Annotated in this window: 18 protein-coding genes; 9 read left to right on the plus strand and 9 right to left on the minus strand. The window is 73.1% G+C overall.

The window, feature by feature from the left end:
• Positions 1-152: 152 nt before the first annotated feature.
• Together KLI87_RS14980 and KLI87_RS14985 are read right to left on the minus strand one after the other, a co-directional pair.
• On the minus strand, positions 153-1,022 hold the full coding sequence (locus KLI87_RS14980; protein WP_214617588.1) for a glutamate ABC transporter substrate-binding protein: 870 nt from the start codon (positions 1,020-1,022) through the stop codon (positions 153-155).
• A gap of 39 nt (positions 1,023-1,061) precedes the next feature.
• A complete protein-coding gene (locus tag KLI87_RS14985) occupies positions 1,062-1,880 on the minus strand; it encodes an amino acid ABC transporter ATP-binding protein (RefSeq protein WP_156219259.1) in 819 nt (272 codons plus the stop codon).
• A gap of 270 nt (positions 1,881-2,150) precedes the next feature.
• On the opposite strand from KLI87_RS14985, the gene miaB reads away from it, so the two are divergent.
• Together miaB and KLI87_RS14995 are read left to right on the plus strand one after the other, a co-directional pair.
• Complete coding sequence (gene miaB, locus KLI87_RS14990; protein ID WP_250903904.1) at positions 2,151-3,692, plus strand: tRNA (N6-isopentenyl adenosine(37)-C2)-methylthiotransferase MiaB; 1,542 nt, start codon at positions 2,151-2,153, stop codon at positions 3,690-3,692.
• Between the two features lie 104 nt (positions 3,693-3,796).
• Positions 3,797-4,600, plus strand: a complete 804-nt coding sequence (locus tag KLI87_RS14995) for a hypothetical protein (RefSeq protein ID WP_214617589.1) — start codon at positions 3,797-3,799, stop codon at positions 4,598-4,600.
• A 7-nt stretch (positions 4,601-4,607) separates the two neighbouring features.
• On the opposite strand, the gene KLI87_RS15000 is transcribed toward KLI87_RS14995, so the two are convergent.
• Positions 4,608-4,823, minus strand: coding sequence for an antitoxin (locus KLI87_RS15000; protein ID WP_156219261.1), 216 nt, complete (start codon positions 4,821-4,823; stop codon positions 4,608-4,610).
• Positions 4,824-4,938: 115 nt separating this feature from the next.
• Here KLI87_RS15000 and miaA point away from each other — a divergent pair, with 115 nt between their 5' ends.
• The gene (gene miaA / locus KLI87_RS15005; protein WP_308166071.1) at positions 4,939-5,829 is read left to right on the plus strand and encodes a tRNA (adenosine(37)-N6)-dimethylallyltransferase MiaA; all 891 of its coding nucleotides are present in this window, start codon (positions 4,939-4,941) and stop codon (positions 5,827-5,829) included.
• 56 nt (positions 5,830-5,885) lie between these two features.
• Positions 5,886-6,728 carry a diaminopimelate epimerase gene (gene dapF, locus KLI87_RS15010; protein WP_214617591.1) on the plus strand — a complete coding sequence of 281 codons (843 nt, stop codon included), beginning with the start codon at positions 5,886-5,888 and terminating at the stop codon, positions 6,726-6,728.
• Between the two features lie 291 nt (positions 6,729-7,019).
• Here the strand turns inward: dapF and KLI87_RS15015 are convergent, their stop codons facing one another.
• Together KLI87_RS15015 and KLI87_RS15020 are read right to left on the minus strand one after the other, a co-directional pair.
• On the minus strand, positions 7,020-8,981 hold the full coding sequence (locus KLI87_RS15015) for a sensor histidine kinase (RefSeq protein WP_156219264.1): 1,962 nt from the start codon (positions 8,979-8,981) through the stop codon (positions 7,020-7,022).
• A 518-nt stretch (positions 8,982-9,499) separates the two neighbouring features.
• Positions 9,500-10,111, minus strand: a complete 612-nt coding sequence (locus tag KLI87_RS15020; RefSeq protein WP_214617592.1) for a TetR/AcrR family transcriptional regulator — start codon at positions 10,109-10,111, stop codon at positions 9,500-9,502.
• Between the two features lie 102 nt (positions 10,112-10,213).
• Between KLI87_RS15020 and KLI87_RS15025 the strand changes: the two genes are divergently transcribed.
• The 5 genes from KLI87_RS15025 to KLI87_RS15045 all read left to right on the plus strand — a co-directional run bounded on the left by KLI87_RS15025 (position 10,214) and on the right by KLI87_RS15045 (position 16,972).
• Positions 10,214-11,200, plus strand: coding sequence for a hypothetical protein (locus KLI87_RS15025; protein ID WP_214617593.1), 987 nt, complete (start codon positions 10,214-10,216; stop codon positions 11,198-11,200).
• Between the two features lie 162 nt (positions 11,201-11,362).
• A complete protein-coding gene (locus KLI87_RS15030; RefSeq protein ID WP_214617594.1) occupies positions 11,363-12,364 on the plus strand; it encodes an ABC transporter permease in 1,002 nt (333 codons plus the stop codon).
• A gap of 35 nt (positions 12,365-12,399) precedes the next feature.
• The gene (locus KLI87_RS15035; RefSeq protein ID WP_308166015.1) at positions 12,400-13,221 is read left to right on the plus strand and encodes an ABC transporter permease; all 822 of its coding nucleotides are present in this window, start codon (positions 12,400-12,402) and stop codon (positions 13,219-13,221) included.
• Entirely contained in the window at positions 13,218-15,272 is a 2,055-nt protein-coding gene (locus KLI87_RS15040; RefSeq protein ID WP_214617595.1) for an ABC transporter ATP-binding protein, read from the plus strand. Before KLI87_RS15035 ends, KLI87_RS15040 begins: the two co-directional genes overlap by 4 nt.
• Positions 15,269-16,972 (plus strand): ABC transporter family substrate-binding protein, encoded by a 1,704-nt coding sequence (locus tag KLI87_RS15045; RefSeq protein WP_308166016.1) that lies wholly within the window; start codon positions 15,269-15,271, stop codon positions 16,970-16,972. The genes KLI87_RS15040 and KLI87_RS15045 overlap by 4 nt, the downstream gene beginning before the upstream one ends.
• A 6-nt stretch (positions 16,973-16,978) precedes the next feature.
• Here KLI87_RS15045 and KLI87_RS15050 read toward each other — a convergent pair whose 3' ends face one another.
• The 4 genes from KLI87_RS15050 to KLI87_RS15065 form a co-directional block, all read right to left on the minus strand.
• Positions 16,979-17,656, minus strand: coding sequence for a hypothetical protein (locus tag KLI87_RS15050; protein WP_214617596.1), 678 nt, complete (start codon positions 17,654-17,656; stop codon positions 16,979-16,981).
• A gap of 299 nt (positions 17,657-17,955) precedes the next feature.
• Entirely contained in the window at positions 17,956-19,242 is a 1,287-nt protein-coding gene (locus KLI87_RS15055) for a (Fe-S)-binding protein (protein WP_156219269.1), read from the minus strand.
• On the minus strand, positions 19,242-20,435 hold the full coding sequence (locus tag KLI87_RS15060) for an FAD-binding oxidoreductase (protein ID WP_214617597.1): 1,194 nt from the start codon (positions 20,433-20,435) through the stop codon (positions 19,242-19,244). Before KLI87_RS15060 ends, KLI87_RS15055 begins: the two co-directional genes overlap by 1 nt.
• Positions 20,435-21,883, minus strand: a complete 1,449-nt coding sequence (locus tag KLI87_RS15065) for an FAD-linked oxidase C-terminal domain-containing protein (protein ID WP_156219271.1) — start codon at positions 21,881-21,883, stop codon at positions 20,435-20,437. The genes KLI87_RS15060 and KLI87_RS15065 overlap by 1 nt, the downstream gene beginning before the upstream one ends.
• Positions 21,884-21,886 lie beyond the last annotated feature (3 nt).

The following is a 21,886-nucleotide window of genomic DNA, read 5'->3' on the forward strand; positions in this document are numbered from 1 at the left end:
GGCGCGGGGACGGAGGGCTCCGGCGGGCGGGGCCGGGAGCCGGAGCGGACCGCCGAGACGGCGGTCGCCCGGCTGGGCGAGCCCGTCACGGTCTGGCCGTGCGCGAACTGCGGACGGACTGGACGCGCGCGCACAACGGGGTCAGCCTCGGATCAGGCGCACCCTTCCGGCTGCGGGGCGGTCGTGGCGAACTTCAGCCCCGTTCCGGCGAAGTGCTTCTCAAGGAGGGTCTTGGCGGTGCCGTCGGAGTACATCTGCGTGATGGCGTTGTTGACCGCCTCGCAGGTCTCCTTGTCGCCCTTCTTGATGCCGACGCCGTACTTCTCGTCGGTGAACGGGGCGTTGATGACCTTGAACGCGCCCTTCTGCTGGTTGGCGAAGCCGGCCAGGATCAGGTCGTCGGTGCTGACCGCGTCGACCGCGCCGTTCTTGAGCTTGGCGGCGCAGTCGGAGTAGCTGGACGCCTCGACCAGGTTCACGCCCTTGATGGCGAGCTGGCCGTCCGGCGGGCCCTCGGTGATGCGGCGGAAGGAGTTCGACCCGGAGGCCTTGCACAGCTTCTTGCCCTTGAGGTCCTGCGGCTTCTTGATGGCGCTGTCGTTCGCGCGGACCATCGTGTCCTGGTGGGCGACGTAGTAGGGGCCGCCGAAGGTCACCTGGGCCTTGCGGGCCTGGGTGATGGAGTACGTCGCGAACACCAGGTCGACCTGGCCGCCTCCCAGGAACGACTCGCGGTTGGCGGAGGTCGTCTCCTTGAAGGTGATGCCGTTCGCCGGCACGCCCAGCTTCTGCGCCACGTACCTGGCGACGTCCACGTCGAAGCCGTCGTAGGAGCCGTCCGGCTTCTTCAGGCCCAGCGCGGGCTGGTCGAACTTGATGCCGATGGTCAGCTTCTTGTCGTCCTTGGCCTTCTGCGCGACCGACTTGGCCTCGGTCTTCTCCTTGTCGCTGCCGCAGGCGCCGAGCGCCAGCGACAGTGCCAGCCCCGCGCCGATGAGAGCGCCGATACGACGTGCTCGCACTGCTCGTCCACCTCTGCTTTCGTGCCGGAGCCCCGTGGCTCAGTGCGTGAGGATCTTGGAAAGGAAGTCCTTCGCGCGCTCGGTGCGCGCGTTGGTGAAGAACTCGTCGGGCGTGTTCTCCTCCACGATCTGGCCGTCCGCCATGAACACGACCTTCTGCGCCGCCCGGCGCGCGAAGCCCATCTCGTGGGTGACCACGATCATCGTCATGCCGTCCCGGGCCAGCCCGGTCATCACGTCCAGGACCTCGTTGACCATCTCGGGGTCGAGCGCCGAGGTGGGCTCGTCGAACAGCATCACCTTGGGCTTCATGGCGAGGGAGCGCGCGATGGCGGCGCGCTGCTGCTGCCCCCCGGAGAGCTGCGCGGGGTACTTCTGGGCCTGGTTGGCGATGCCGACCCGGTCCAGCAGCTCCATCGCGTGCTTCTCCGCCTCCTGCTTGCTCCGCTTGCGGACCTTGATGGGCCCGAGCGTGACGTTCTCCAGGATCGTCTTGTGGGCGAACAGGTTGAACGACTGGAACACCATGCCGACGTCCGCGCGGAGCCTGGCCAGCTCCTTGCCCTCCTGGGGCAGCTCCTTGCCGTCCACGAGGATCGAGCCGCCGTCGATGGGCTCCAGCCGGTTGATCGACCGGCAGAGGGTCGACTTGCCGCCGCCGGAGGGGCCGATGACGACCACGACCTCGCCGCGGTTCACGGTGAGGTTGATGTCCTTGAGGACGTGCAGCTCGCCGAAGTGCTTGTCGACGTGCTCGACTACGACGAGGGGCCCGGAGCCCGCGGCGGATCGCTCCGGGACGAGGTCATCCGGCCCGTCTCCCGCGGTGGGGTCGGGCGCGCCTTCGCTGCCTGTCATGCGCTCGGACTTTACGTCATCCGCGCCGGGCGGAAAGCCTCCGAGCGGTACCGATACGATCACGAAAACCCATGTCGGCAAGGGGATGCGAGGGCCCGCGGGCAGGGGACCGCGGGGCCCGGACGCGGCGCGTCGGCCGATCTGTGACCCGCCGGTAACCTGCCGGTGATCTTGGACGCCGGACGGGGTCGCCGGCGCGTTGCCGAGGGCGGCCGGTCCCGTATCGCGGGCCTGTCCGGTGGGGCCTGACGCGTACCCTTGGTGACTGTCATGAGTGCGCCTATCGAGATGGGCCCCCGCACGTACGAGATCCGTACCTACGGGTGCCAGATGAACGTCCACGACTCCGAGCGCCTGTCCGGTCTGCTGGAGTCGGCCGGATACGTCCGCGCCGGCGACGGCGAACCCGACGTGGTGGTGTTCAACACCTGCGCTGTGCGGGAGAACGCCGACAACCGCCTGTACGGCAACCTCGGCCACCTGCGCCCGGTCAAGGACGGCCGGCCGGGCATGCAGATCGCCGTCGGCGGGTGCCTCGCGCAGAAGGACCGCGACACCATCGTCAAGCGCGCCCCCTGGGTGGACGTCGTGTTCGGCACCCACAACATCGGTTCGCTGCCCGCGCTGCTGGAGCGCTCGCGGGTGAACAGCGAGGCGCAGGTCGAGATAGAAGAGTCGCTGGTGACCTTCCCCTCGACGCTGCCCACCCGGCGCGAGTCGCCGTATGCGGCGTGGGTGTCCATCTCGGTCGGGTGCAACAACACGTGCACCTTCTGCATCGTGCCGTCGCTGCGCGGCAAGGAGAAGGACCGCCGCCCCGGGGAGATCCTCGCCGAGGTCGAGGCGCTGGTGGCCGAGGGCGTCCTTGAGGTCACCCTGCTGGGGCAGAACGTCAACGCCTACGGTTCGGGCTTCGGCGCGCTCTCGGCGGCGCCCGGCGACGTCCGGGCGATGACGGCCGGCGGGCAGTCCGCGTTCGCCGGGCTGCTGCGCGCGTGCGGCGGCGTCGAGGGGCTGGAGCGCGTCCGGTTCACCTCGCCGCACCCCAAGGACTTCACCGACGACGTCATCGCCGCCATGGCCGAGACGCCGAACGTGATGCCGTCGCTGCACATGCCGTTGCAGTCCGGCTCGGACGCGGTGCTGCGGAGCATGCGCCGCTCCTACCGGCAGGAGCGCTACCTCGGCATCATCGACAAGGTGCGGGCCGCGATCCCGGACGCGGCGGTCACCACCGACATCATCGTCGGCTTCCCCGGCGAGACCGAGGCGGACTTCGAGCAGACCCTGCACGTCGTGCGCGAGGCGCGCTTCTCCTCCGCGTTCACCTTCCAGTACTCCAAGCGTCCCGGAACCCCCGCCGCCACCATGGACGGGCAACTGCCCAAGGAGGTCGTCCAGGAGCGGTACGAGCGGCTGGTCGCCCTCCAGGAGGAGATCTCCTGGGCGGAGAACAAGAAGCAGTCCGGCCGCACGCTGGAGGTCCTCGTGGCGGAGGGGGAGGGACGCAAGGACGGCGCGACCCGCCGCCTGTCGGGGCGCGCGGCCGACAACCGGCTCGTCCACTTCCGGGCGCCGGAGGAGCCGGTGCGGCCCGGGGACATGGTCACGGTCGAGGTCACCTACGCGGCGCCGCACCACCTCGTCGCGGACAACCCCGTGCGGGGCGTCCGCCGGACCCGCGCGGGCGACGCGTGGGAGGCGCGCCAGGGCAAGGCGGACGAGGCGCGGAAGGGCGTCTCGCTGGGAATGCCCTCGGTCGGGCGCCCGGCGGCGTCCGCCCCGGCCGCGCCGGGCTGTTCCATCCACTGACATGGGGCGTCGGCATGGTGGGGTGGAGTCCATCCCAGCGTCGGTGGCGCTCGTCTAGGCGGGGCTGGGTCGAAAGAGGCCGGGATCGGTCTGGAGGAGGCAGCGTGCTGGTCTCGGCTGCGGTGTGCCCGCATCCGCCCGTCCTCGTGCCCGCCATGGCGGGGGAGGCCGCGCCGGAGCTGGACGCGGTGCGCGCCGCGTGCGGTGAGGCCGTCCGGCGCCTCGGCGCCGGGTACGCCGACGCGTCGCTCAGGCCGCCGCGCCTGCGCGCGCCCGAGGTCGACGCGCTCGTGGTGGTCGGCGGGGCGCCCGAGACGCGCGCCTACGGACCGTCCGCGCTCGCGACGCTCCGCCCCTACGGTCTGGACTGGACGAGCCCCACCGGGCCTGCGGAGGCCGCCGCGGAGCCGCTGCCGCTGTCGCTGTCGATCGGGCACTGGCTCCTGAGGCGGGAGGACGCCGGCGACGGCGCCCGCTACGAGGCCGTCGCGTTCGACGCGCCCCCCGAGGACTGCCTGGCCCTCGGCCGCCGCCTCGCGGGGTCGGCCGAGCGGGTGGCGCTCCTGGTGATGGGCGACGCGTCGGCGTGCCGTTCGGAGAAGGCGCCCGGGTATCTGGACGAGCGCGCCGCGGCCTACGACGCGTCCGTGGCGAGCGCGCTCGCGAAGGCCGACGCCGTGGCCCTGGCCGCGTTGGACGCCGGGGTGTCCCGGGAGCTCCAGGCGGCCGGGCGCGCGGCGTGGCAGGTGCTCGCCGGCGCGGCGGGCGCCGCCCCCGGCCGCCGGACGCACGGCCTTCAGGAGCGCGAGCCGTTCGGCGCGCGGGGGCATATGGCGGGCGACCTGCTCGCGGATGAGGCCCCCTACGGAGTGGGCTACCTCGTCGCGAGCTGGTCGAGGGCCGTCTAGCGGACGGCTAGGCGGGCTGTCCGCCGCCCGGCGCGCCGCCGGACGGACCGCCCTCGTCGTTCCTGTCGATGTAGTCCCCGGCCTTCTCCTGGGCCCTGTCGATCTTGTCGGAGTGCTTGCCGCCGGTCTTCCGGTCGATCATGTCCCCGCCCTTGTCGACGGTCTTCCTCGCCTGGTCGGAGTGCTGGCCGAGCATCTGCTTGACCTTGTCGACGATGGACATTCGCGAACCCCCCGGATTCCCTCGTCTCGACGGCGCCGCGCTGGTGCGCACGGCACCCGTACAACCCGCCTATACCCGTTCTGTTGCCACAATCAAGCCTGTGACCTCTCCAGATGTGATCGCGGTCGTCGGGGCGACCGCCGCCGGCAAGTCCGACCTCGCCGTGGGCCTGGCGCTCGCGCTCGGCGGGGAGGCGGTCAACGCCGACTCGATGCAGCTGTACCGCGGCATGGACATCGGCACCGCCAAGCTGGCCCCGGACGAGATGCGCGGCGTCCCCCACCACCTCCTGGACGTGTGGGACGTGACGGTGACCGCCAGCGTCGCCGAGTACCAGCGGCTCTGCGAGGACGCCGTCGCGCGGGTGCGCGCCCGCGGCCGGCTCCCCGTGCTCGTCGGCGGCTCGGGGCTGTACGTGCGCGCCGCCCTCGACCACCTGGAGTTCCCCGGGACGGACCCGCGCGTGCGGGCGCGTCTGGAAGGCGAGCTCTCCGAGGTGGGCGCGGCCGCCCTGCATGAGCGGCTGCGCCGGTCCGACCCGGTGGCGGCGGAGGCGATCCTGCCCAGCAACGGGCGCCGCATCGTCCGCGCCCTGGAGGTCATCGAGATCTCCGGGCGCCCTTTCAGCGCCACCATGCCCGAGCACCGGTACCGCTACGGGTCGGTGACGCAGATAGGGCTGGCCGTGCCGCGCGACGAGCTGGACGAGCGGATCGCCCTCCGGGTGGAGCGCATGTGGGACGCGGGGCTCGTCGACGAGGTGCGGGGTCTGGAGAAGCGGGGCCTCCGGGACGGGCTGACCGCGGGCCGGGCCCTCGGCTACGCCCAGGTGCTCCGGTTCCTGGCGGGGGAGTGCACGGAGGAGCAGGCCAAGGCCGACACCATCCGGACGACGCGGCGCTTCGCCCGGCGTCAGGAGTCGTGGTTCCGCCGGGACCCGCGCGTCCACTGGCTGCCCTATGACGACCCCGACCTGCTGGGGCGCGCCCTCCGCCTCGTCCGGTGAGCGGTCGGTGACCTAGCGCGGCACGGGGATTACGGGCGGCGTAATACGATCGAGGGATGCGGTTCGTAAAGGGGCACGGCACCGAGAACGACTTCGTGATCCTGCCCGACCCGGACGGCGCCCTGGACCTCACCGCCGAGGCCGTGGTGCGGCTGTGCGACCGGCGTGCCGGGATCGGCGCCGACGGCGTCCTGCGCGTCGTCCGGACGAAGGCCACGGATCTTCCCGAGGACCTCGCCGGGGACGCCGAGTGGTTCATGGACTACCGCAACGCCGACGGCGGCGTCGCCGAGATGTGCGGCAACGGCGCGCGCGTCTTCGCCCGCTACCTGGTGGACGCGGGGCTCGCCCCGCCCGGGGAGTGGAACCTGGCCACGCGCGGGGGGCTCCGGCGCGTCAGGCTGGGGGCGTCCGGCGACGTGTCCGTGGACATGGGTCCGCCGCGGCTGCTCGGGTGGAGCGAGGCGTCCGTCGGGGGCGAGGTCTTCCAGGGCAAGCGCGTCTCCGTGGGGAACCCCCATCTGGCGTGCGCGGTGGACGGCCCGATCGCGGGGCTCGACCTGTCCCGCGCCCCGGGTTTCGATCCGGCGGCCTTCCCGGACGGCGTGAACGTCGAGTTCTTCCGCGGCGTCGGGGAGCGGCACGTGGAGATGCGCGTGTACGAGCGGGGGTCCGGTGAGACTCGCTCCTGCGGCACCGGCACCGTGGCGGTGGCCCTGGCCGCCGCGACCGCCCTTCACGCGGACGGATCGCCTGAAGAGGCCGCTCCGCCCCAGGGGGATTGGACCGTGGACGTACCGGGCGGCCGGGTGACCGTGACCCTGGGTCACGGGACGAGCGTCCTCAGCGGCCCCGCCGTGCTCGTCGCCGAGGGGGAGACCCGTCGGGGCTGGCTTTGACACCTCTCTGACCGACCCCTGACAAACGCTGCCCGACCAGCGGATTTTACTAGTCAATGAAGGTCCCGGATCGAACAGGACAACGGTCCCTCTCCACCGGGACCCATGCGGCATAATGTTCTTCATGCACACCCTCTGGTGAATGGCCCGTACGGACCGGGATGGGAGCCCCGACGCCGTACGGAGCCCGAGGGCCGGTGGCGACCTTCTTGGCGGGGGGCGGTCACCGGCCCTCCCACCGGGTGGCGGCCCGGTGGAGGATCTCCCGGGTTCGGCCCTCCTGGCGGAGCGCTAGGAATGGGTCCCGTTCACAGGCAGCCGGGCGCGGACGATGGTGCCGCCCTTGGGGCCCGGCCCGACCGTGCAGGACCCGCCCAGTTCGGCCGCGCGCTCTCGCATGGACGACATGCCGACCCCTGAACGCACGCGCGGAGGCAACCCCACCCCGTCGTCGTCCACGCTCACGTGCAGATCGCCGTTCAGATACAGGTGGACCTCCGCGCAGTCGGCCTTCGCATGCCGGTGCACGTTGGTGAGGGCCTCCTGCACGATCCGGTAGGCGGCGACCTCGGCTGCGGCCGGCAGCCGGTCCAGGTCGCCCTCGACGTGGACGTCCACCTGGGGGCCGTCCCCGGTCGCGACGACGCCGCCCAGCGCCTGGATGGCCCCGGCCAGGCCGAGGTCGTCCAGAGCCGGGGGGCGGAGCCCGTACACCAGGTCGCGGATGTCGCCGATGGTGCGTCCCATCGTCGCGCGCAGGTTCTCCAGCAGCGCGTCCGCCGCCTCGGGGTCGGACCGCATCGTGATGCGCGCCGCGTCCACCGTCATGGCGAGGCTGGCCAGCGTGGGCCCGAGCCCGTCGTGCAGGTCGCGGCGCAGGCGGCGGCGCTCCTCCTCGCGCGTGCGCAGGATGCGCTCCCGGGAGCGCTGCACGTCGGCCGCCAGCCGCGCCGCGTTCGCCAGCTCGGCCAGGTTGCGGGCGAGGATGCCCGACAGCCGAGCGTCGGGCGGGCGCAGGACGCCGAACAGCAGCCGCCCGACCGGCTCGCCGTGCCACACCAGCGGGATGAGCTGGGGGCGGTCGCCGAGCTCGCCGTCCTCGGCGGAGATCGTGCGGCCGTCGCGGTCCAGCACCTCGATCATGACGCCGGTGGCGTGCAGGGCCGAGCGGGCGACCTCGGCGGCGACCGCGAGCGCCGCGCCCGGGTCGGCGGCGGTCTGGAGCCGCCGGTTGAGCCGGTCGGCGATCCGGTAGGGGTCGCGCTCGCCGTGGATGAGGCTGTCCACCGTGCGCTGGAGGCGCCGCCGGACGGGCTCGAACACCGCCCCGGCCGCGATCGCGCCGGCCAGCCCGGCGAGGGTGCCCCGGCCGTGCGCCAGCAGGCTCGCGGTCCCGACCAGCGCGAAGTACACGCCGGTGATCACCACGACGAGCCCGGCGTAGACCAGCGTCCGGCTGACCACCAGGTCGATGTCGTAGAGCCGGTAGCGGGTGATGGCGATCGCGATGCAGATCGGGACGGCGGCGATCGTGATGTTGCGGAGCGGGTCGCCGATCGGGCTGTTCTCGCCCACGTAGATGATCGCCTCGGCGAGCACGCCGGGATAGACGACCCAGGCGATCTGCCGCCGCACGTCCGGTGGCGACCGGACGAACCGCGCGACGACCGACACCAGCCCACCCACCAGCGTCGCGATGATGAACGCGCTGATCGGGACCGGGATCTCCTGGAAGGGGTAGACCGAGACGCCGTTGTGGAAGCGCCGCGCGTCCGGGTCGACGGTGAGGTGCGCGCAGACCACGACGGGGACCAGGCAGGCCATCACCAGGACGGGCCGGAACCAGCGCGACACCAGCCGCCCGTCCGGGAAGATCAGCGGCAGCACGAGGGTCAGCGCGAACGTGTCGATCGCCCACAGCCACGTCCCGAGCCACTTCACGAACCCGGCGCCCGCCAGGCCGTGCAGCTCCATCCACGGGCCGAGGTTGAGCACCAGGATGTACACCGCCGCGCTGACGCCGGACCCGAGCATGAGCCAGCCGACCCTCAGCCCGGGGCGGTGCCGCAGCAGGGTCGCGGCCGCGGGCGTCCAGAACAGCCCGATCACGATCTCGGGGTGCCACCAGACGAGGCGCCGGTCCGCGGGCACCCAGGTGCCGAGCATCAGGGACGCGGTGACGAGCAGGACCGCCGCCAGGGCGAGCAGGAACGCCGCGCGTCCCGCCCCCCGGTCGTGTTCCACCGTCTGCATCGCCGCTCCCGAACCAAAAGTAATGAAATGTTAAAGCGTCCTGCTTCCTGTCCTGGGGTCATAAGGGCGTCCGCCTCAGGACACCGGGACCCGGTGCTGTCGACACTGTCTTCGTCGCGGCTCGCGCGCGCGTTTCGCGATGGTAACCACGGGAACCGGATGATGGCACCGAACGCGCAGGTCAGGGGCGATGGGCGCGAAATCGCCCCGCCCCCCGCGCACCCGGCCCGTCCGGCGCCCGGCCGAGCGACGCGGGCGGCGCCTCCCGAGCTCATACAGGGGCGGGTTCGGAGCACCGCCGGCGCCGGCCGGGCATGGTGAGACCCGCGTCACACCGGACACGGCAGCGGACATGGGCACACCCCTAGAGCGAACGACGCACTTCAGCCGTATGACGCCCATGTGGGCCCTGGCGAGCACAGCGTTCACAGAAGACGCGCACACCACTCCCGTGGGTCACCCCGCGCTGGTCGGCATGGGGCGCCGTCCAGACCCGCCCGGGACGCGGTGGCCTCAGGTTAGGCGAGGAGGGTGAGTGTGCTGTCGCGGGAGAGCGACCGTATGCCGCTTCGCAAGATCTCCGGGGTGACATCACCCATGACGAGCCGTTGCAGGACGAACCCGGGCATGAGCCCGAACAGCGTCTTGGCGACCGCCTCCACGTCGGTCTCCGGAGGCAGCAGCCCGGCGTCCACGAGGCGGCCCGCGTAGAACATCCAGGTCTCCCGCATGGCCTCGATGGACTCCCGGATGTAGCGGCCGAGCTGCTCGTCGTGCATGGCCAGGCCCCACGCCTGGGGCGCCAGGCGCAGCGGGCCGTCCTCGCCGGAGAGGGAGACGACCTTGGTGGCGAGCTCCTCCACCATGACGTCCAGCGGAAGGAGCGGGTCGCGCCGGGCGAGGTCGGCGAAGAACGTGAGCAGGTCGCCGACCACGGTGGAGGCGACGGCCTCGATGATGTCGCTCTTGCTCTTGTAGTAGCGGTAGACGGCTCCGGCCGAGAGCCCGGACGCGGCGAAGACGTCCTGCATGGACGTCTCGTGTATGCCCTTGCGGATGAAGCAGGCGCGGGCCGCGTCGAGGATCTGCCGCCGGCGCCGCTCCAGGTGCTCCTCGCTGACTCGCGGCATGGCAGCAATATAAAACGAACGTCCGTTCTTGACAAGGCCGCGACGCCGGTGCCACGCTGGCCGCATAAAAGAGAACGGACATCCGATTTTTTGGAGGCGGCCATGCGATCGTCGCTCCCCTCACGCGTCCTCGGCGTCGCCGTCGGCGCGGCCCTGCTGCAACTGATCATGATCACCGCCTTCGCCTGGCCGGTGGCCCGGACGGGGCCGCGCGACGTGCCGATCGTCGTGACCGGGCCGCAGGCGTCCGCCGTCGCCGACCGCCTGGAGCACGAGCGGCCCGGCGCCTTCGCCGTCGAGACGCGCCGGGACGAGGCCGCCGCGCGCGAAGCGCTGACCGACCGCGAGGCGTACGGGGCCATCGTCACGACACCGGCCGGTCCCCGCGTCCTCACCGCGTCGGCCGCGTCGCCGATGGTCGCGCAGCAGCTCGGGGCGCTCGCCGAGAAGCTGACCGGGCCCCAGGGCGCCCGGGGAGCGGCCGTCCAGGACGTGGTGGCGGCGGACTCCGACGATCCGCGCGGCACAGGGTTCGGTGCCCTCGTGCTGCCGCTGATCATGTCCGGCCTGGCCGCGGCCGTGCTGCTCACGTTCGCGATCCGGGCCGTGGCGTGGCGGGCCGCCGGAGTGGTCCTGTTCGCGGTGCTCGGCGGGTTCGGCGTCGCCGCGCTCGCGCAGGGCTGGCTGTCGCTGCTGCCCGGGTCCTACCTGACGCTCGCCGGGGTCCTGGCGCTGTCCATCCTCGCGGTGGCGGGCACCGTCGCCGGGCTGGCCGCCGCCCTCGGCCGGGCGGGCATCGGCGCCGGCGGTCTGCTCATGCTGCTGCTCGGCAACCCCCTGTCGGCCGCGTCGTCGGCGCCGGAACTGCTGCCGCAGCCATGGGGGGAGATCGGCCAGTTCCTCCCGCCGGGCGCGGCGGTGACGCTGATCAGGTCCACGTCGTTCTTCGACGGCGCGGGGGCGGCGCGCGCGCTCACCGTCTTGGCGGCGTGGGCCGCCGCCGGGCTGGCGCTGCTGGCGGTCGGCGCGCTCCGGCGCCGTACCGAGGAACGTCCCGTACCTGAGCGAGCGCCCGCTATGGCCGGGTAGATCCCCCGGGATATGGCGGACGGGTCTGCTTCGCGGACCGATCCGCCACGGTTCAGTGGCGCCGAAGTCGTACCCGGAACGGGAGTGCCCCGGCGTTTCTCCGCGCGTCGCGTGAGTGATCAGTAGCATTCTGTGACTGCTGCACGCGCCGGGAGGGGTGACATGGCGGCGTTCCTGCTACGCCGGCTGGCGAACTACGCCGTGCTGGTCGTTCTCGCCGCGAGCCTCGCGTACCTGCTCGCCGCCGCCGCGCTCACGCCGCGCGCCAACTACGAGGGCCGCGCGCCGCGTCCGCCGGAGGCCGTGGTCGACGCGCAGCTCACCCGGTTCAACCTCAACGACCGCACGCCCCTGGCCGAGCGCTACGGAACCTGGGTCGCGGGGCTGGCGCGCGGGGACTTCGGCCGGACGTGGCAGGGCGAGCCCGTCAACGCCGAGCTGTGGCGCCGCCTTGGCGTCAGCCTCAGGCTGCTCGTGCTCGGAGCCGTCCTGGGCAGTGCGCTGGGCGTCCTGGCCGGTGCCTACGCGGCGGTGAGGCGGGGCCGGGCCGCCGACCTGCTCGTCACCTTCCTGTCCTACCTCGTGCTGGCCGTCCCCGTGTTCGTGCTCGCGGTCCTCCTGCAGATCGTCGCGAGCAGGACCAACCAGGCGACGGGCTTGCGCGTCTTCGAGTGGGTCGGCGAGACCACGCCCGGCGCCTCGGACGGGCCGTTCGGCGCCTTGGGCGGCCTCGGGGACCGCGTCCGCCACCTGCTCCTGCCCACCGCCACCATCGCGCTCGCCCAGTTCGCCCTCTACAGCCGCTACCAGCGCAGCATGATGCTGGACGTCCTGCAGGCCGACTTCGTCCGCACCGCCAGGGCCAAGGGGCTGCGCCGCCGCGACGCGCTCCTGCGGCACGGCCTCCGCACGGCGCTGATCCCCATGACCACCTACTTCGCCTACACCTCCGGCCTGCTCCTGCTGGGCGGCATGTTCACCGAGAAGCTCTTCGGCTGGCACGGGGTGGGGGAGTGGCTGATCGACTCGGTGACCCGGGGCGACGTCAACGCGGTCGCGGCCGTGAACTGCGTGGCGGCCGCGGCGGTGCTGCTCGCCGGCATGGCCTCGGACGTGATGTACGGGGTCCTCGACCCCCGCGTCCGGACGGGGGCCGTCGCGTGATCCCCGAACGCCGTCGGCACCTGGCACGGAAGGTCGTGCGGAACCGGCGTGCCCTCTGCGGGTGCGTCCTCCTCGGCCTGCTGCTCTCCCTGTCCATCGCCGGCCCGATGGTGTCGCCCTGGGGATGGGACGACACCGACTTCACCGCGTTCCGCCAGGGGCCGTCCGCCCGGCACTGGTTCGGGACGACGCCGAGCGGCCGCGACGTGTTCGCGCTCACCCTGCGCGGCGCGCAGAAGTCCCTGCTCATCGGGGTCTCCGTCGCCGTGGTCTCGACCGGGCTCGCCGCCCTCTTCGGGACCGTCGCGGGGTTCGTGGGCGGCTGGACCGACCGCGTCCTGATGTGGGGCGTCGACCTGCTGCTGGTGCTGCCCTCGCTGCTCGTCCTGGCGGTCCTGTCGCCGCGCCTGGGCGGGCACTGGCTCCTGCTGGTGCCGTTGCTCGCGGCGTTCCTGTGGATGGTCACCGCGCGGGCGGTGCGCGCCATGACGCTGTCGGTGCGGGAGCGGGAGTCGGTGCTGGCGGCCCGCTTCCTCGGGGTGGGCACGCCCCGGCTGATCGCCCGGCACATCGTCCCGCAGCTCGCGTCGCTGCTGGTCGTGGACGCGAGCGTGAACGTCAGCGTCGCGGTCATCGCCGAGAGCGCGCTGTCGTTCCTCGGGATCGGCGTCCGGGCGCCCGACGTCTCGCTCGGCACGCTCATCGCCGACGGGCGCGGCGCCGCGACGACCTACCCGTGGCCGTTCGGGTGCGCGGCCGGGCTGCTCGTCCTGATCGTCCTCGCGGTGAACCTGCTGGGGGACGGGCTGCGCGACGTCCTCGACCCGTTGTCGCCGTCCAGAGGAGGCAGGCGGTGAACGTCCTGGAGGTCACCGACCTGCGGGTGGGGTTCGCGCCGGACGTCCAGGCCGTGCGCGGGGTCGGCCTCAGCGTCGGGCAGGGCGAGGTCCTCGGGATCGTCGGCGAGTCGGGCTCCGGCAAGACCGCGCTGGCCCTCGCCGTGATGGGCCTGCTCCCGGAGGGGACCCGGACGTCCGGGTCGGTCCGGCTGCGCGGCGAGGAGCTGCTCGGGCGCTCCGACCGGGAGCTGTCCAGGGTGCGCGGCAAGGACCTGGCCATGGTGTTCCAGGACCCGCTCTCGGCGCTCACGCCCGTGTACGCGGTGGGCGACCAGATCGCCGAGACGATCCGCATCCACTCGGGCGCGACCCGCGCGGCGGCGCGCGCGCGGGCCGTCGAGCTGCTCGACCTGGTCGGCATCCCCGGCGCCGCCCGGCGGGCGCGCGCCTACCCGCACGAGTTCTCCGGCGGCATGCGGCAGCGGGTGATGATCGCGATGGCGATCGCCAACGACCCGGTCGCGATCCTGGCGGACGAGCCGACCACCGCGCTCGACGTCACGATCCAGGCGCAGGTCCTGGACGTGCTGCGGGTCGCGAAGGAGGCCACCGGCGCCGCGATCGTCCTGATCACCCACGACCTCGCCGTCGTCGCCGGGTTCGCCGACCGGGTCATGGTGATGTACGCCGGACGCGCCGTGGAGTCGGGCCCGGTGGACGAGATCTACCGGCGCCCCCGCATGCCGTACACGATCGGGCTGCTCCAGTCGCTCCCGCGCGTCGACGGCCCGGCCGGGGAGGGGGCGGCGCGGGGCCGCCGGGCGCCCATCGAGGGCCCGCCGTCCGGCGCGGCGCCGCCGCCCGCCCGGTGCCCGTTCCTGCCGCGCTGCCCGGTCGCGGACGCCGCGTGCGCCGCCGCCGAGCCCGAGCCGATCCTGGTCGGGCCGGGCGGGCATGTGGCCGCGTGCGTGAACACGTCCGCGACCGCCGACCCGGCCGCGGTGTTCCCGGTGCCCGACGTCGCGGTCCCGCCGCCGGCGCGCAGGCCCCGGCGGGAGCGCCCCATCGTCCTTGAGGTGGCCGATCTCGTCCGCCACCACCCCGTGTACCGGGGCGCGCTGCTGCGGCGCCGAGCGGGCAGCGTGCACGCCGTCGACGGCGTCGGGTTCGACGTCCGGGAGGGCGAGACGCTCGCCCTGGTCGGGGAGTCGGGCTGCGGCAAGACCACGGCGCTGATGGAGATCCTGCGGCTGGCGCGCCCGCAGCGGGGGCGCGTCGCCGTCCTCGGCGAGGACACGGCCGCGCTGTCCCCCGCCCGGCGCAAGGCGCTGCGCCGCGACGTCCAGGTCGTCTTCCAGGACCCGTTCACCTCGCTGGACCCGCGCATGCGCGTCGCCGACATCCTCGCCGAGCCCCTGACCACGCACGGCCTGCCGATCGGACGCCGCGTGGAGGAGCTGCTGGACCTCGTGGGCCTGGAGCCCGCCCACGCGGGCCGCTACCCGCACGGGCTGTCGGGCGGGCAGCGGCAGCGCGTGGGCATCGCCCGCGCCCTCGCCCTGGAACCGCGCCTGCTCCTGCTGGACGAGCCCGTCGCCTCCCTGGACGTCTCCGTACAGGCCGGTGTCATGGACCTGCTGGAAGAACTCCGCGCCCGGCTGGGCCTCGCCTACCTGTTCGTGGCGCACGACCTGGCGGTCGTCCGGCGCATCGCCGACCGGGTCGCCGTCATGCATCTGGGGCGCATCGTGGAGATCGGCTCCGTGGACGAGGTCTACGGGGCGCCGGCCCACCCGTACACGCGCGCCCTCCTGGACGCCGTACCGCTCCCGGACCCCTTCCTGGAGCGGCGCCGGCGCCGCGTCCCGCTGCAAGGGGACCCGCCGGACCCGACCGACCCGCCCCCGGGCTGCCGGTTCCGTTCGCGCTGCCCTCGCTACACCGCGCTCGACGCGGTGGAGAGCCGCCTCTGCGACGAGCACGACCCGAGGCCCCGAGCGGTCGGTCACGACGCCGACCGGTCGGTCGCGTGCCACCACCCGCTCATCGGCGCGAAGGTCGAGCTGTGAGGGCGCCGGAGCGCGCACGCGCGGTGGCCGCCGCGATCCTTCTCCTGGCCACGGTGCTGGTAAGCGGGGGGTGCGGGACGGCGGGCGGGGGGGCGACGGCGGCGGCCGGGCGGCTGCCCGCGTCCGACGTGAACCCCCTTCCGCGCGACCGTGTCCGCAACGGCGGGACGCTGCACTGGCCCCTGCCCGAGTTTCCGTCCCAGTGGAACTTCAACCACGTCAACGGGACGAGAGGCGTCGTCGAGCACGTCATCCAAGGCGCGTTGCCCTACCTCATGCGCGCCGACGAGAAAGCCATGCCGCATCCCGTGCCCGCCTATCTGCGAGCGGCGACACTGGAACGCACCGAGCACGGCCAGACCGTCACCTACGAGCTGAACCCCAAGGCGAAATGGTCGGACGGCACCCCCCTCGGCTACGCCGACTTCGTCGCGCAGGCTCACGCCCTCTCCGGCCGGGACCCGCGTTTCCAGGTCTCGACCGTCACCGGCTACAAGCAGATCAGCCGCATCGAGCGCGGGACGCGCGGCAACGTCGTCATCGTCACCTTCGACGGAACCTACGCGGACTGGCGGAGCCTGTTCAGCCCGCTCTATCCGGCGGCCGCCTATTCCAGCCCCGCCGCGTTCAACACCGGGTGGCTCGACCGCCTGCCCCTCACGGCGGGCCCCTTCAAACTCCAGGGAATCGACCAGACCGCCAAGACGGTCACGATGGTGCGCGACCCCGCCTGGTGGGGCGCGCCCGCGAAACTCGACCGGATCGTCTACCGCACCCTCGACGGCAGCGCGATGCCGGGCGCGTTCGCCAACGACGAGATCGACCTGATGGACATCGGCCTGGATCCGGGCGCGCTGCGCCGGGCCGAGCGGGTGCCGGGCGCGGCCGTGCGCCGTGCGGGCGGGCCCGACTGGCGGCATTTCACGTTCAACGCGGCGGGGCCGATCCTCTCCGATCCGAATGTGCGCCGCGCGGTGATGCTGGGCATCGACCGGCGCGCCATCGCGCGTTCCGACCTCTCCGGGCTGGGCGTCCCGCTCCAGACGCTCGGAAACCATTTCTACGTCAACACCCAGGACGGCTACCAGGACAACTCCGCTGAACTCGGCGGCTACGACCCAGCGCGTGCCGAAAGCCTCCTGGAACAGGCGGGCTGGCGATCCCACGGCAAATACCGGGCCAAGGGCGGCCGGGTCCTGGCGCTGCGTTTCGTCGTCCCGTCCGGGGTGCCGGGCGGGAAGCAGGAAGGGGAGTTGACGCGTGCGCTGCTCGAACGCGTCGGCGTCCGGGTGGACATCCAACTCGTCCCCGACGACGACGTCTTCGACCGGTACGTGACGCCGGGGCGCTTCGACATCGTGCCGTTCTCCTGGCTCGGGACCTCGTTCCCCGTCTCACCCATGAAATCGGTGTTCGCGCGCCCGCACGGCGACCGCATACAGCAGAACTACTCGCGCGCGGGAACGGCGGCCATCGACGCCGCCATGGACCGCGCGGTGGCCGAGGTCGACCCGGCGCGGGCCTACGCGCTGGTGAACGCGGCCGACCGGCTGATCTGGCACGAGGCCTACGTCCTGCCGCTGTACCAGCGCCCGCAGATCGTCGCCGCGCGCGCGGACCTCGCCAATCTGGGGGCCGGCGGATTCGCCGAACCGGCGTACGAGGACATCGGTTTCACGGGTCGGCGGCGGGACCGTTGACGGCGGTCAGGGGAAGGCGAGGCCGATGCCGTTGCGGTCGCTCGTGAACCGGGCGCTCCACACGTAGAGCCGCAGATCGCCGGAGGACACGCCGTCCTCGACGGGCAGGTCGGAGGCGATCCGCACGACGTAGGAGGCGCCCGCCGGGACCATCGTGGTGCCCTCGTCCTCCGCCGGCGGCTTGGCGCCGTTGATCCGTCCCGTCACCTTGCTGTGGTTGGGGAGCGTGCACATGTCGTCCGGAATCCCGGCCTGCGGCATGCACCGCTCCCGCGCGGACGCGGGAATCCCGGCCTTCGGCATGAACAGGTCCACGGGGAAGTCCAGCAGGACGGGACGCCGCCCGTTGTTGGTCAGCACGTAGTCGGCGTAGGCGTAGGTCGTCCCGGAGGGCGGGGCCTGGGTGGCGCCCAGCGGCTGCCGGTCCGTCCCCGCCCTGATGGCCGCGAGGCTGTAGCCGTACCCCTCCGGAGTGGTGACGTTCAGCGGAGGCCCGGCCTCGGGCGCGGGCACCGCGGCGATCCGGACGCCCGAACCGCCCTCACCGGCGAGCGACGGTTCGCCGGACGGGCCGCCGGAGCCGGAGTCCGGCCGGAGGAGGACGATCCCGGCGGCGACGGCGGCGATGCCCACGGCCCCCGTCACGGCCCCCGTCACGGCCCCGGCGAGGCCGAGCCGCCCCACGCCGCCGCTCCTGCGGCGCCGGTGCGAGCGAGGGCGATGCGACCGGTGTCCGTAGGGCGTTCGGTCGTGGGGGTGGTCGTGGTGGTAGGGGCCGGTCGGCGGTCGCCCGTGCCGGGGCCGCTGGTCGTCGTGCATGGTCGTTCCGTGTTCCTCGGGCCTTTTCGGCGGGCTCGGCCAGCGTCCGCCGTCCGTCCGTTGAGCAGGGCCTCCGCCGGAGCCAGCCACCCTACCCGACGACCGGATCGGTGGCCGGAGGGCGCCCACCGACCGGGATACGGCTGAAAGAACCGGTCAGCCCCCTACGAACCGTGCTTCACGAGGGCCTCGCGGCCGAGCCCGCGCAGGGACGCGTCGAGCACCTGGGCGGTGTGCGCGACCGCGATGTCCGTGCCGCGCCGCCGCAGTGCGGTGGCGATCTGCATGGAGCAGCCGGGGTTGGCCGCCACCAGTAGTTCGGCTCCGGTCGCGTCCACGTTCACCGCCTTGCGCTCGCCCAGCTCGGCGGCGGCCTCCGGTTGCAGCAGGTTGTAGGTTCCCGCCGAGCCGCAGCAGATCTCGGGGTCGGCGATCTCCCGGACCTTCAGCTCCGGGACGGCTGCCAGCAGCGCGCGGGGCTGGCTGCGGATGCCCTGGGCGTGCGAGAGGTGGCAGGCGTCGTGGTAGGCGAGCGTGACCGGCAGCGGATGGCGCTCGGCGCGCGGGCCCAGCTCGACGAGGAACTCCGCCAGGTCCCGGGTCCGGCCGGCGAGCGCCGCCGCGCGCCGCGACCAGGCCGGGTCGGCGGCGAGCAGCGCCTCGTACTCCTTCATCGCCGACCCGCAGCCCGCCGCGTTCACCACGATGACGTCGACGTGCTCGAACGTCGCGACCGTCCGGCGGGCGAACGCGCGCGCCTCCTCCTCGCGGCCCGCGTGCAGCGACAGGGCGCCGCAGCAGCCCTGCGCCCTGGGGATCACCACGTCGCAGCCCTCCAGCGCGAGCACGCGCGCCGTGGCCGCGTTGACGCCCGGGAAGAACTCGCTCTGCACGCAGCCGGTCAGCATCCCGACCGTGGCGCGGCGCCCTCCACGCGCCCCGACGCGCTCCGGGAGCCGGGGGGCCCTGCCGAGGGGCGGGGCGAGCCGCTCCATCGCCGCCAGCGACGGTGAGAGCCGTTCCAGGAGGCCCGTGCGGCGGACGAGCCGGTCCAGCCCGGTCCTCTGGTACGCGCGCAGCGGCCCGCGCAGCGCGCGGAGCCGCCGCCGGTAGGGGAACAGCCGGAAAATCGCCTCGCGTATGACCCGCTCCTGGAACGGCCGGGGATGCTCGCGCTCCACCTCCGCGCGGGTCATCTCGATGAGCCGGTCGTACTGCACGCCGGACGGGCAGGCCGTCACGCACGCCATGCACCCCAGGCACCGGTCGAAGTGCTCGACCATCGGCCCGCTGAGCGGCGCGCCCTCCTCGTGCTGCGCCATGAGGTGGATCCGGCCCCTGGGGGAGTCCATCTCCTCGCCCCACAGCACGTACGTCGGGCACGTCGGCAGGCAGAAGCCGCAGTGCACGCAGTCGTCGAGCAGCTTCGGGAGGTCGTTGTCGGCACTCATCAGATACCTCCCACGAACCGGCCGGGGGACAGCCGGTGATCGGGATCGAACTGGTCCTTGACGCGCCGCATGAGCGCGAGGGCCGGGAGCGGGCCCCAGAAGTCGATGTCACCGCGAACCTCACGCGGCGCATAGCGGACGACGGCGGTGCCCTTGTGCGGGGTCAGGGCCGCGCGGAGGGCGCGCAGGAATTCGGCCACGCCGCTAGGGGACATGTCACCGGGGAGCCCGACGTGGCCGTGTCCCCTGCCGCTCCACGTCACGGTCGGCCCGTCCGCGGCGGTGAGCAGGTGGGGGAGTGCGGTGGGCGGGGCGGTCACGTCGATGAGGGTGTTCCCCTCCGGGTAGAGGCCCCATCCGTCTGGAGCGACCTCCGACACCTGGGTTCCGTCGCCGAGCAGGGCGACGGTCTGCCCCACGCGCGCGGCGACCCCGTCCGGGACGCCTTCCAGGAGGACGGTGACCGTCCCAGGGCCGGTGTACTCGACGGCCGCCGGTGCCACGGCGGAATGCAGGACGCCCTGGACGGCCTCGTACGCCTCTCCCGCGTCTCCGACGGGGGACGACACCCAGGCATGCGCGGTCGGCACGGGATGCAGGCGGAACGTCGCGTCCACGATCAGCCCCAGCGTCCCGTAGGAGCCGCAGAACAACCGTCCCAGGTCGTAGCCCGCGACGTTCTTGACGACCTTGCCGCCCGAACGCGCGACCCGGCCGTCCGCCCGGACGACCGTGAGCCCGATGACCAGGTCCCGCGGCGTCCCGTACTGGAACCGGAGCGGCCCGGCGGCGCCCGTGGCGATCGTGCCGCCGACCGTTGAGCCGGGGAGCGGCACGTCCAGCGCCAGCCGCTGGCCCTTCTCCGCCAGCACCTCGCCGAGCCGTTCCATGGGCAGCCCCGCCTGCGCCTTCACCACCAGGTCACCGGACACGTGCTCCACCACGGCGTCCAGCCGGTGGGTGTCGACCAGCAGATCGCACCGTTCGGGGGGCGCCCCCCAGTCCAGGCGGGTCTCCGCGCCGCGCGGGACGACGGCGAGCCCCGCCTCCGCCGCGACGCGCATGACGTCGGCCGCCTCGGCGACGTCCTTGGGCGCCGCGACCAGCGCGGGCTCCACCCCGAGCACACCCTCCGCGGGCTCGCCCGGACGGACGTCGCCGCAGACCTTCGCCAAGGCGTCCAGAGGCCGCATCAGAAGATGTCCGCCTTTCCCTCGTACGGGTGCGGGCCCTTGCGCACACCGGGGACCTCCCCGCACATGCGCGGGGTGGGGAAGACCTTGCCCGGGTTGCACAGCCCCGCGGGGTCGAAGCCGCAGCGGACCATCTGCATGGTGTCCAGGTCGGTGTCGGTGAACATGCGCGGCATGTACCGGGCCTTGTCCACGCCGACGCCGTGCTCGCCCGTGATGGAACCGCCGTGCTCGATGCACAGGTCGAGGATCGCGCCGGACACCGCTTCCGCGCGTTCCTCCGCGCCGGGTTCGGCGTCGTCGAACAGCACCAGCGGGTGCAGGTTGCCGTCGCCCGCGTGGAAGACGTTCGCCACCCGCACGCCGGACTCCGCCGACAGCGCGTCGATCCGGGCGAGGACCCGGGGGAGCGACGTACGGGGGATCACGCCGTCCTGGACGATGTAGGCCGGGCTGATCCGCCCCACCGCCGCGAACGCCGACTTGCGGCCCTTCCAGATCAGCGCCCGCTCGGCCTCGCCCGCCGCGATCCGGATCTCGAACGCGCCCGCGTCCCGGCACAGCCGCTCCACCTCGGCGAACTGGGCCGCGACCTCCGGCTCGGGGCCGTCCAGCTCGACGATCAGCACCGCGCCCGCGCCGGGCGGGTACTCGCAGCGCACCGCCGCCTCGGCCGCCTCGATCGACAGCGCGTCCATCATCTCGATCGCCGCCGGGACCACCCCCGCCGCGATGATCGCCGACACCGCCGCGCCGCCCGCCTCGATCGAGTCGAACGCGGCCAGCAGCGTCTCGACGGTCTCGGGCACCCGCGTCAGCCGCACCGTGATCTTGGTGGTGATGCCGAGCGTGCCCTCCGCCCCGACGAACACGCCCAGCAGGTCGTATCCGGGGTCGTCCGCGCAGAGCTCCACCAGCTCGCCGTCCGGGGTGACGACCTCGCAGGCGAGCACGTGGTGCGCGGTGAAACCGTACTTCAGGCAGTGCGCGCCGCCCGAGTTCTCCGCGACGTTCCCGCCGACCGAGCAGATCTGCTGGCTCGACGGGTCCGGCGCGAAGTAGTACCCCTGCGGACGGGCCGCGCGGGTGACGTCCAGGTTGATGACGCCGGGCTCGACCACCGCGCGCTGGTTCGCCACGTCGACCTCCAGGATCCTGCGCATCCTGGAGGTCACGATGAGGACGCCGTCCGCGCGCGGCAGGGCGCCCCCGGACAGGCCCGTCCCCGAGCCACGCGCCACATACGGAACGCCCTCGGACGCGCACTCCCGCACGATCGCGGCGATCTGCTCGGCCGTGTCGGGCAGGACCACGATCCCGGGGGACGCGCGATGGTTGGTCAGCCCGTCGCACTCATACGTCCGCAACCGCACCGGGTCGGTGATGACCTGGCCCGGCCCGAGCAGCGCTTCAAGGCGCAGGGCGAGCGCCTGGAGTTCCGTTTCCATCGC

The sequence above is a fragment of the Actinomadura sp. NEAU-AAG7 genome (genome assembly GCF_018603865.1).
Lineage (GTDB): Bacteria > Actinomycetota > Actinomycetes > Streptosporangiales > Streptosporangiaceae > Spirillospora > Spirillospora litoris.

Coding starts and splice junctions, on each gene's coding strand:
- KLI87_RS15020 (WP_214617592.1), bottom strand. CDS start 10,111: ATGCCGCGAGTCAGCGAGGAGCACCTGGAGCGGCGCCGGCGGCAGATC.
- KLI87_RS15000 (WP_156219261.1), bottom strand. CDS start 4,823: ATGTCCATCGTCGACAAGGTCAAGCAGATGCTCGGCCAGCACTCCGAC.
- KLI87_RS14985 (WP_156219259.1), bottom strand. CDS start 1,880: ATGACAGGCAGCGAAGGCGCGCCCGACCCCACCGCGGGAGACGGGCCG.
- KLI87_RS15030 (WP_214617594.1), top strand. CDS start 11,363: ATGGCGGCGTTCCTGCTACGCCGGCTGGCGAACTACGCCGTGCTGGTC.
- KLI87_RS15015 (WP_156219264.1), bottom strand. CDS start 8,981: ATGCAGACGGTGGAACACGACCGGGGGGCGGGACGCGCGGCGTTCCTG.
- KLI87_RS15055 (WP_156219269.1), bottom strand. CDS start 19,242: ATGAGTGCCGACAACGACCTCCCGAAGCTGCTCGACGACTGCGTGCAC.
- dapF (WP_214617591.1), top strand. CDS start 5,886: ATGCGGTTCGTAAAGGGGCACGGCACCGAGAACGACTTCGTGATCCTG.
- KLI87_RS15065 (WP_156219271.1), bottom strand. CDS start 21,883: ATGGAAACGGAACTCCAGGCGCTCGCCCTGCGCCTTGAAGCGCTGCTC.
- KLI87_RS15060 (WP_214617597.1), bottom strand. CDS start 20,435: ATGCGGCCTCTGGACGCCTTGGCGAAGGTCTGCGGCGACGTCCGTCCG.
- miaB (WP_250903904.1), top strand. CDS start 2,151: ATGAGTGCGCCTATCGAGATGGGCCCCCGCACGTACGAGATCCGTACC.
- KLI87_RS15025 (WP_214617593.1), top strand. CDS start 10,214: ATGCGATCGTCGCTCCCCTCACGCGTCCTCGGCGTCGCCGTCGGCGCG.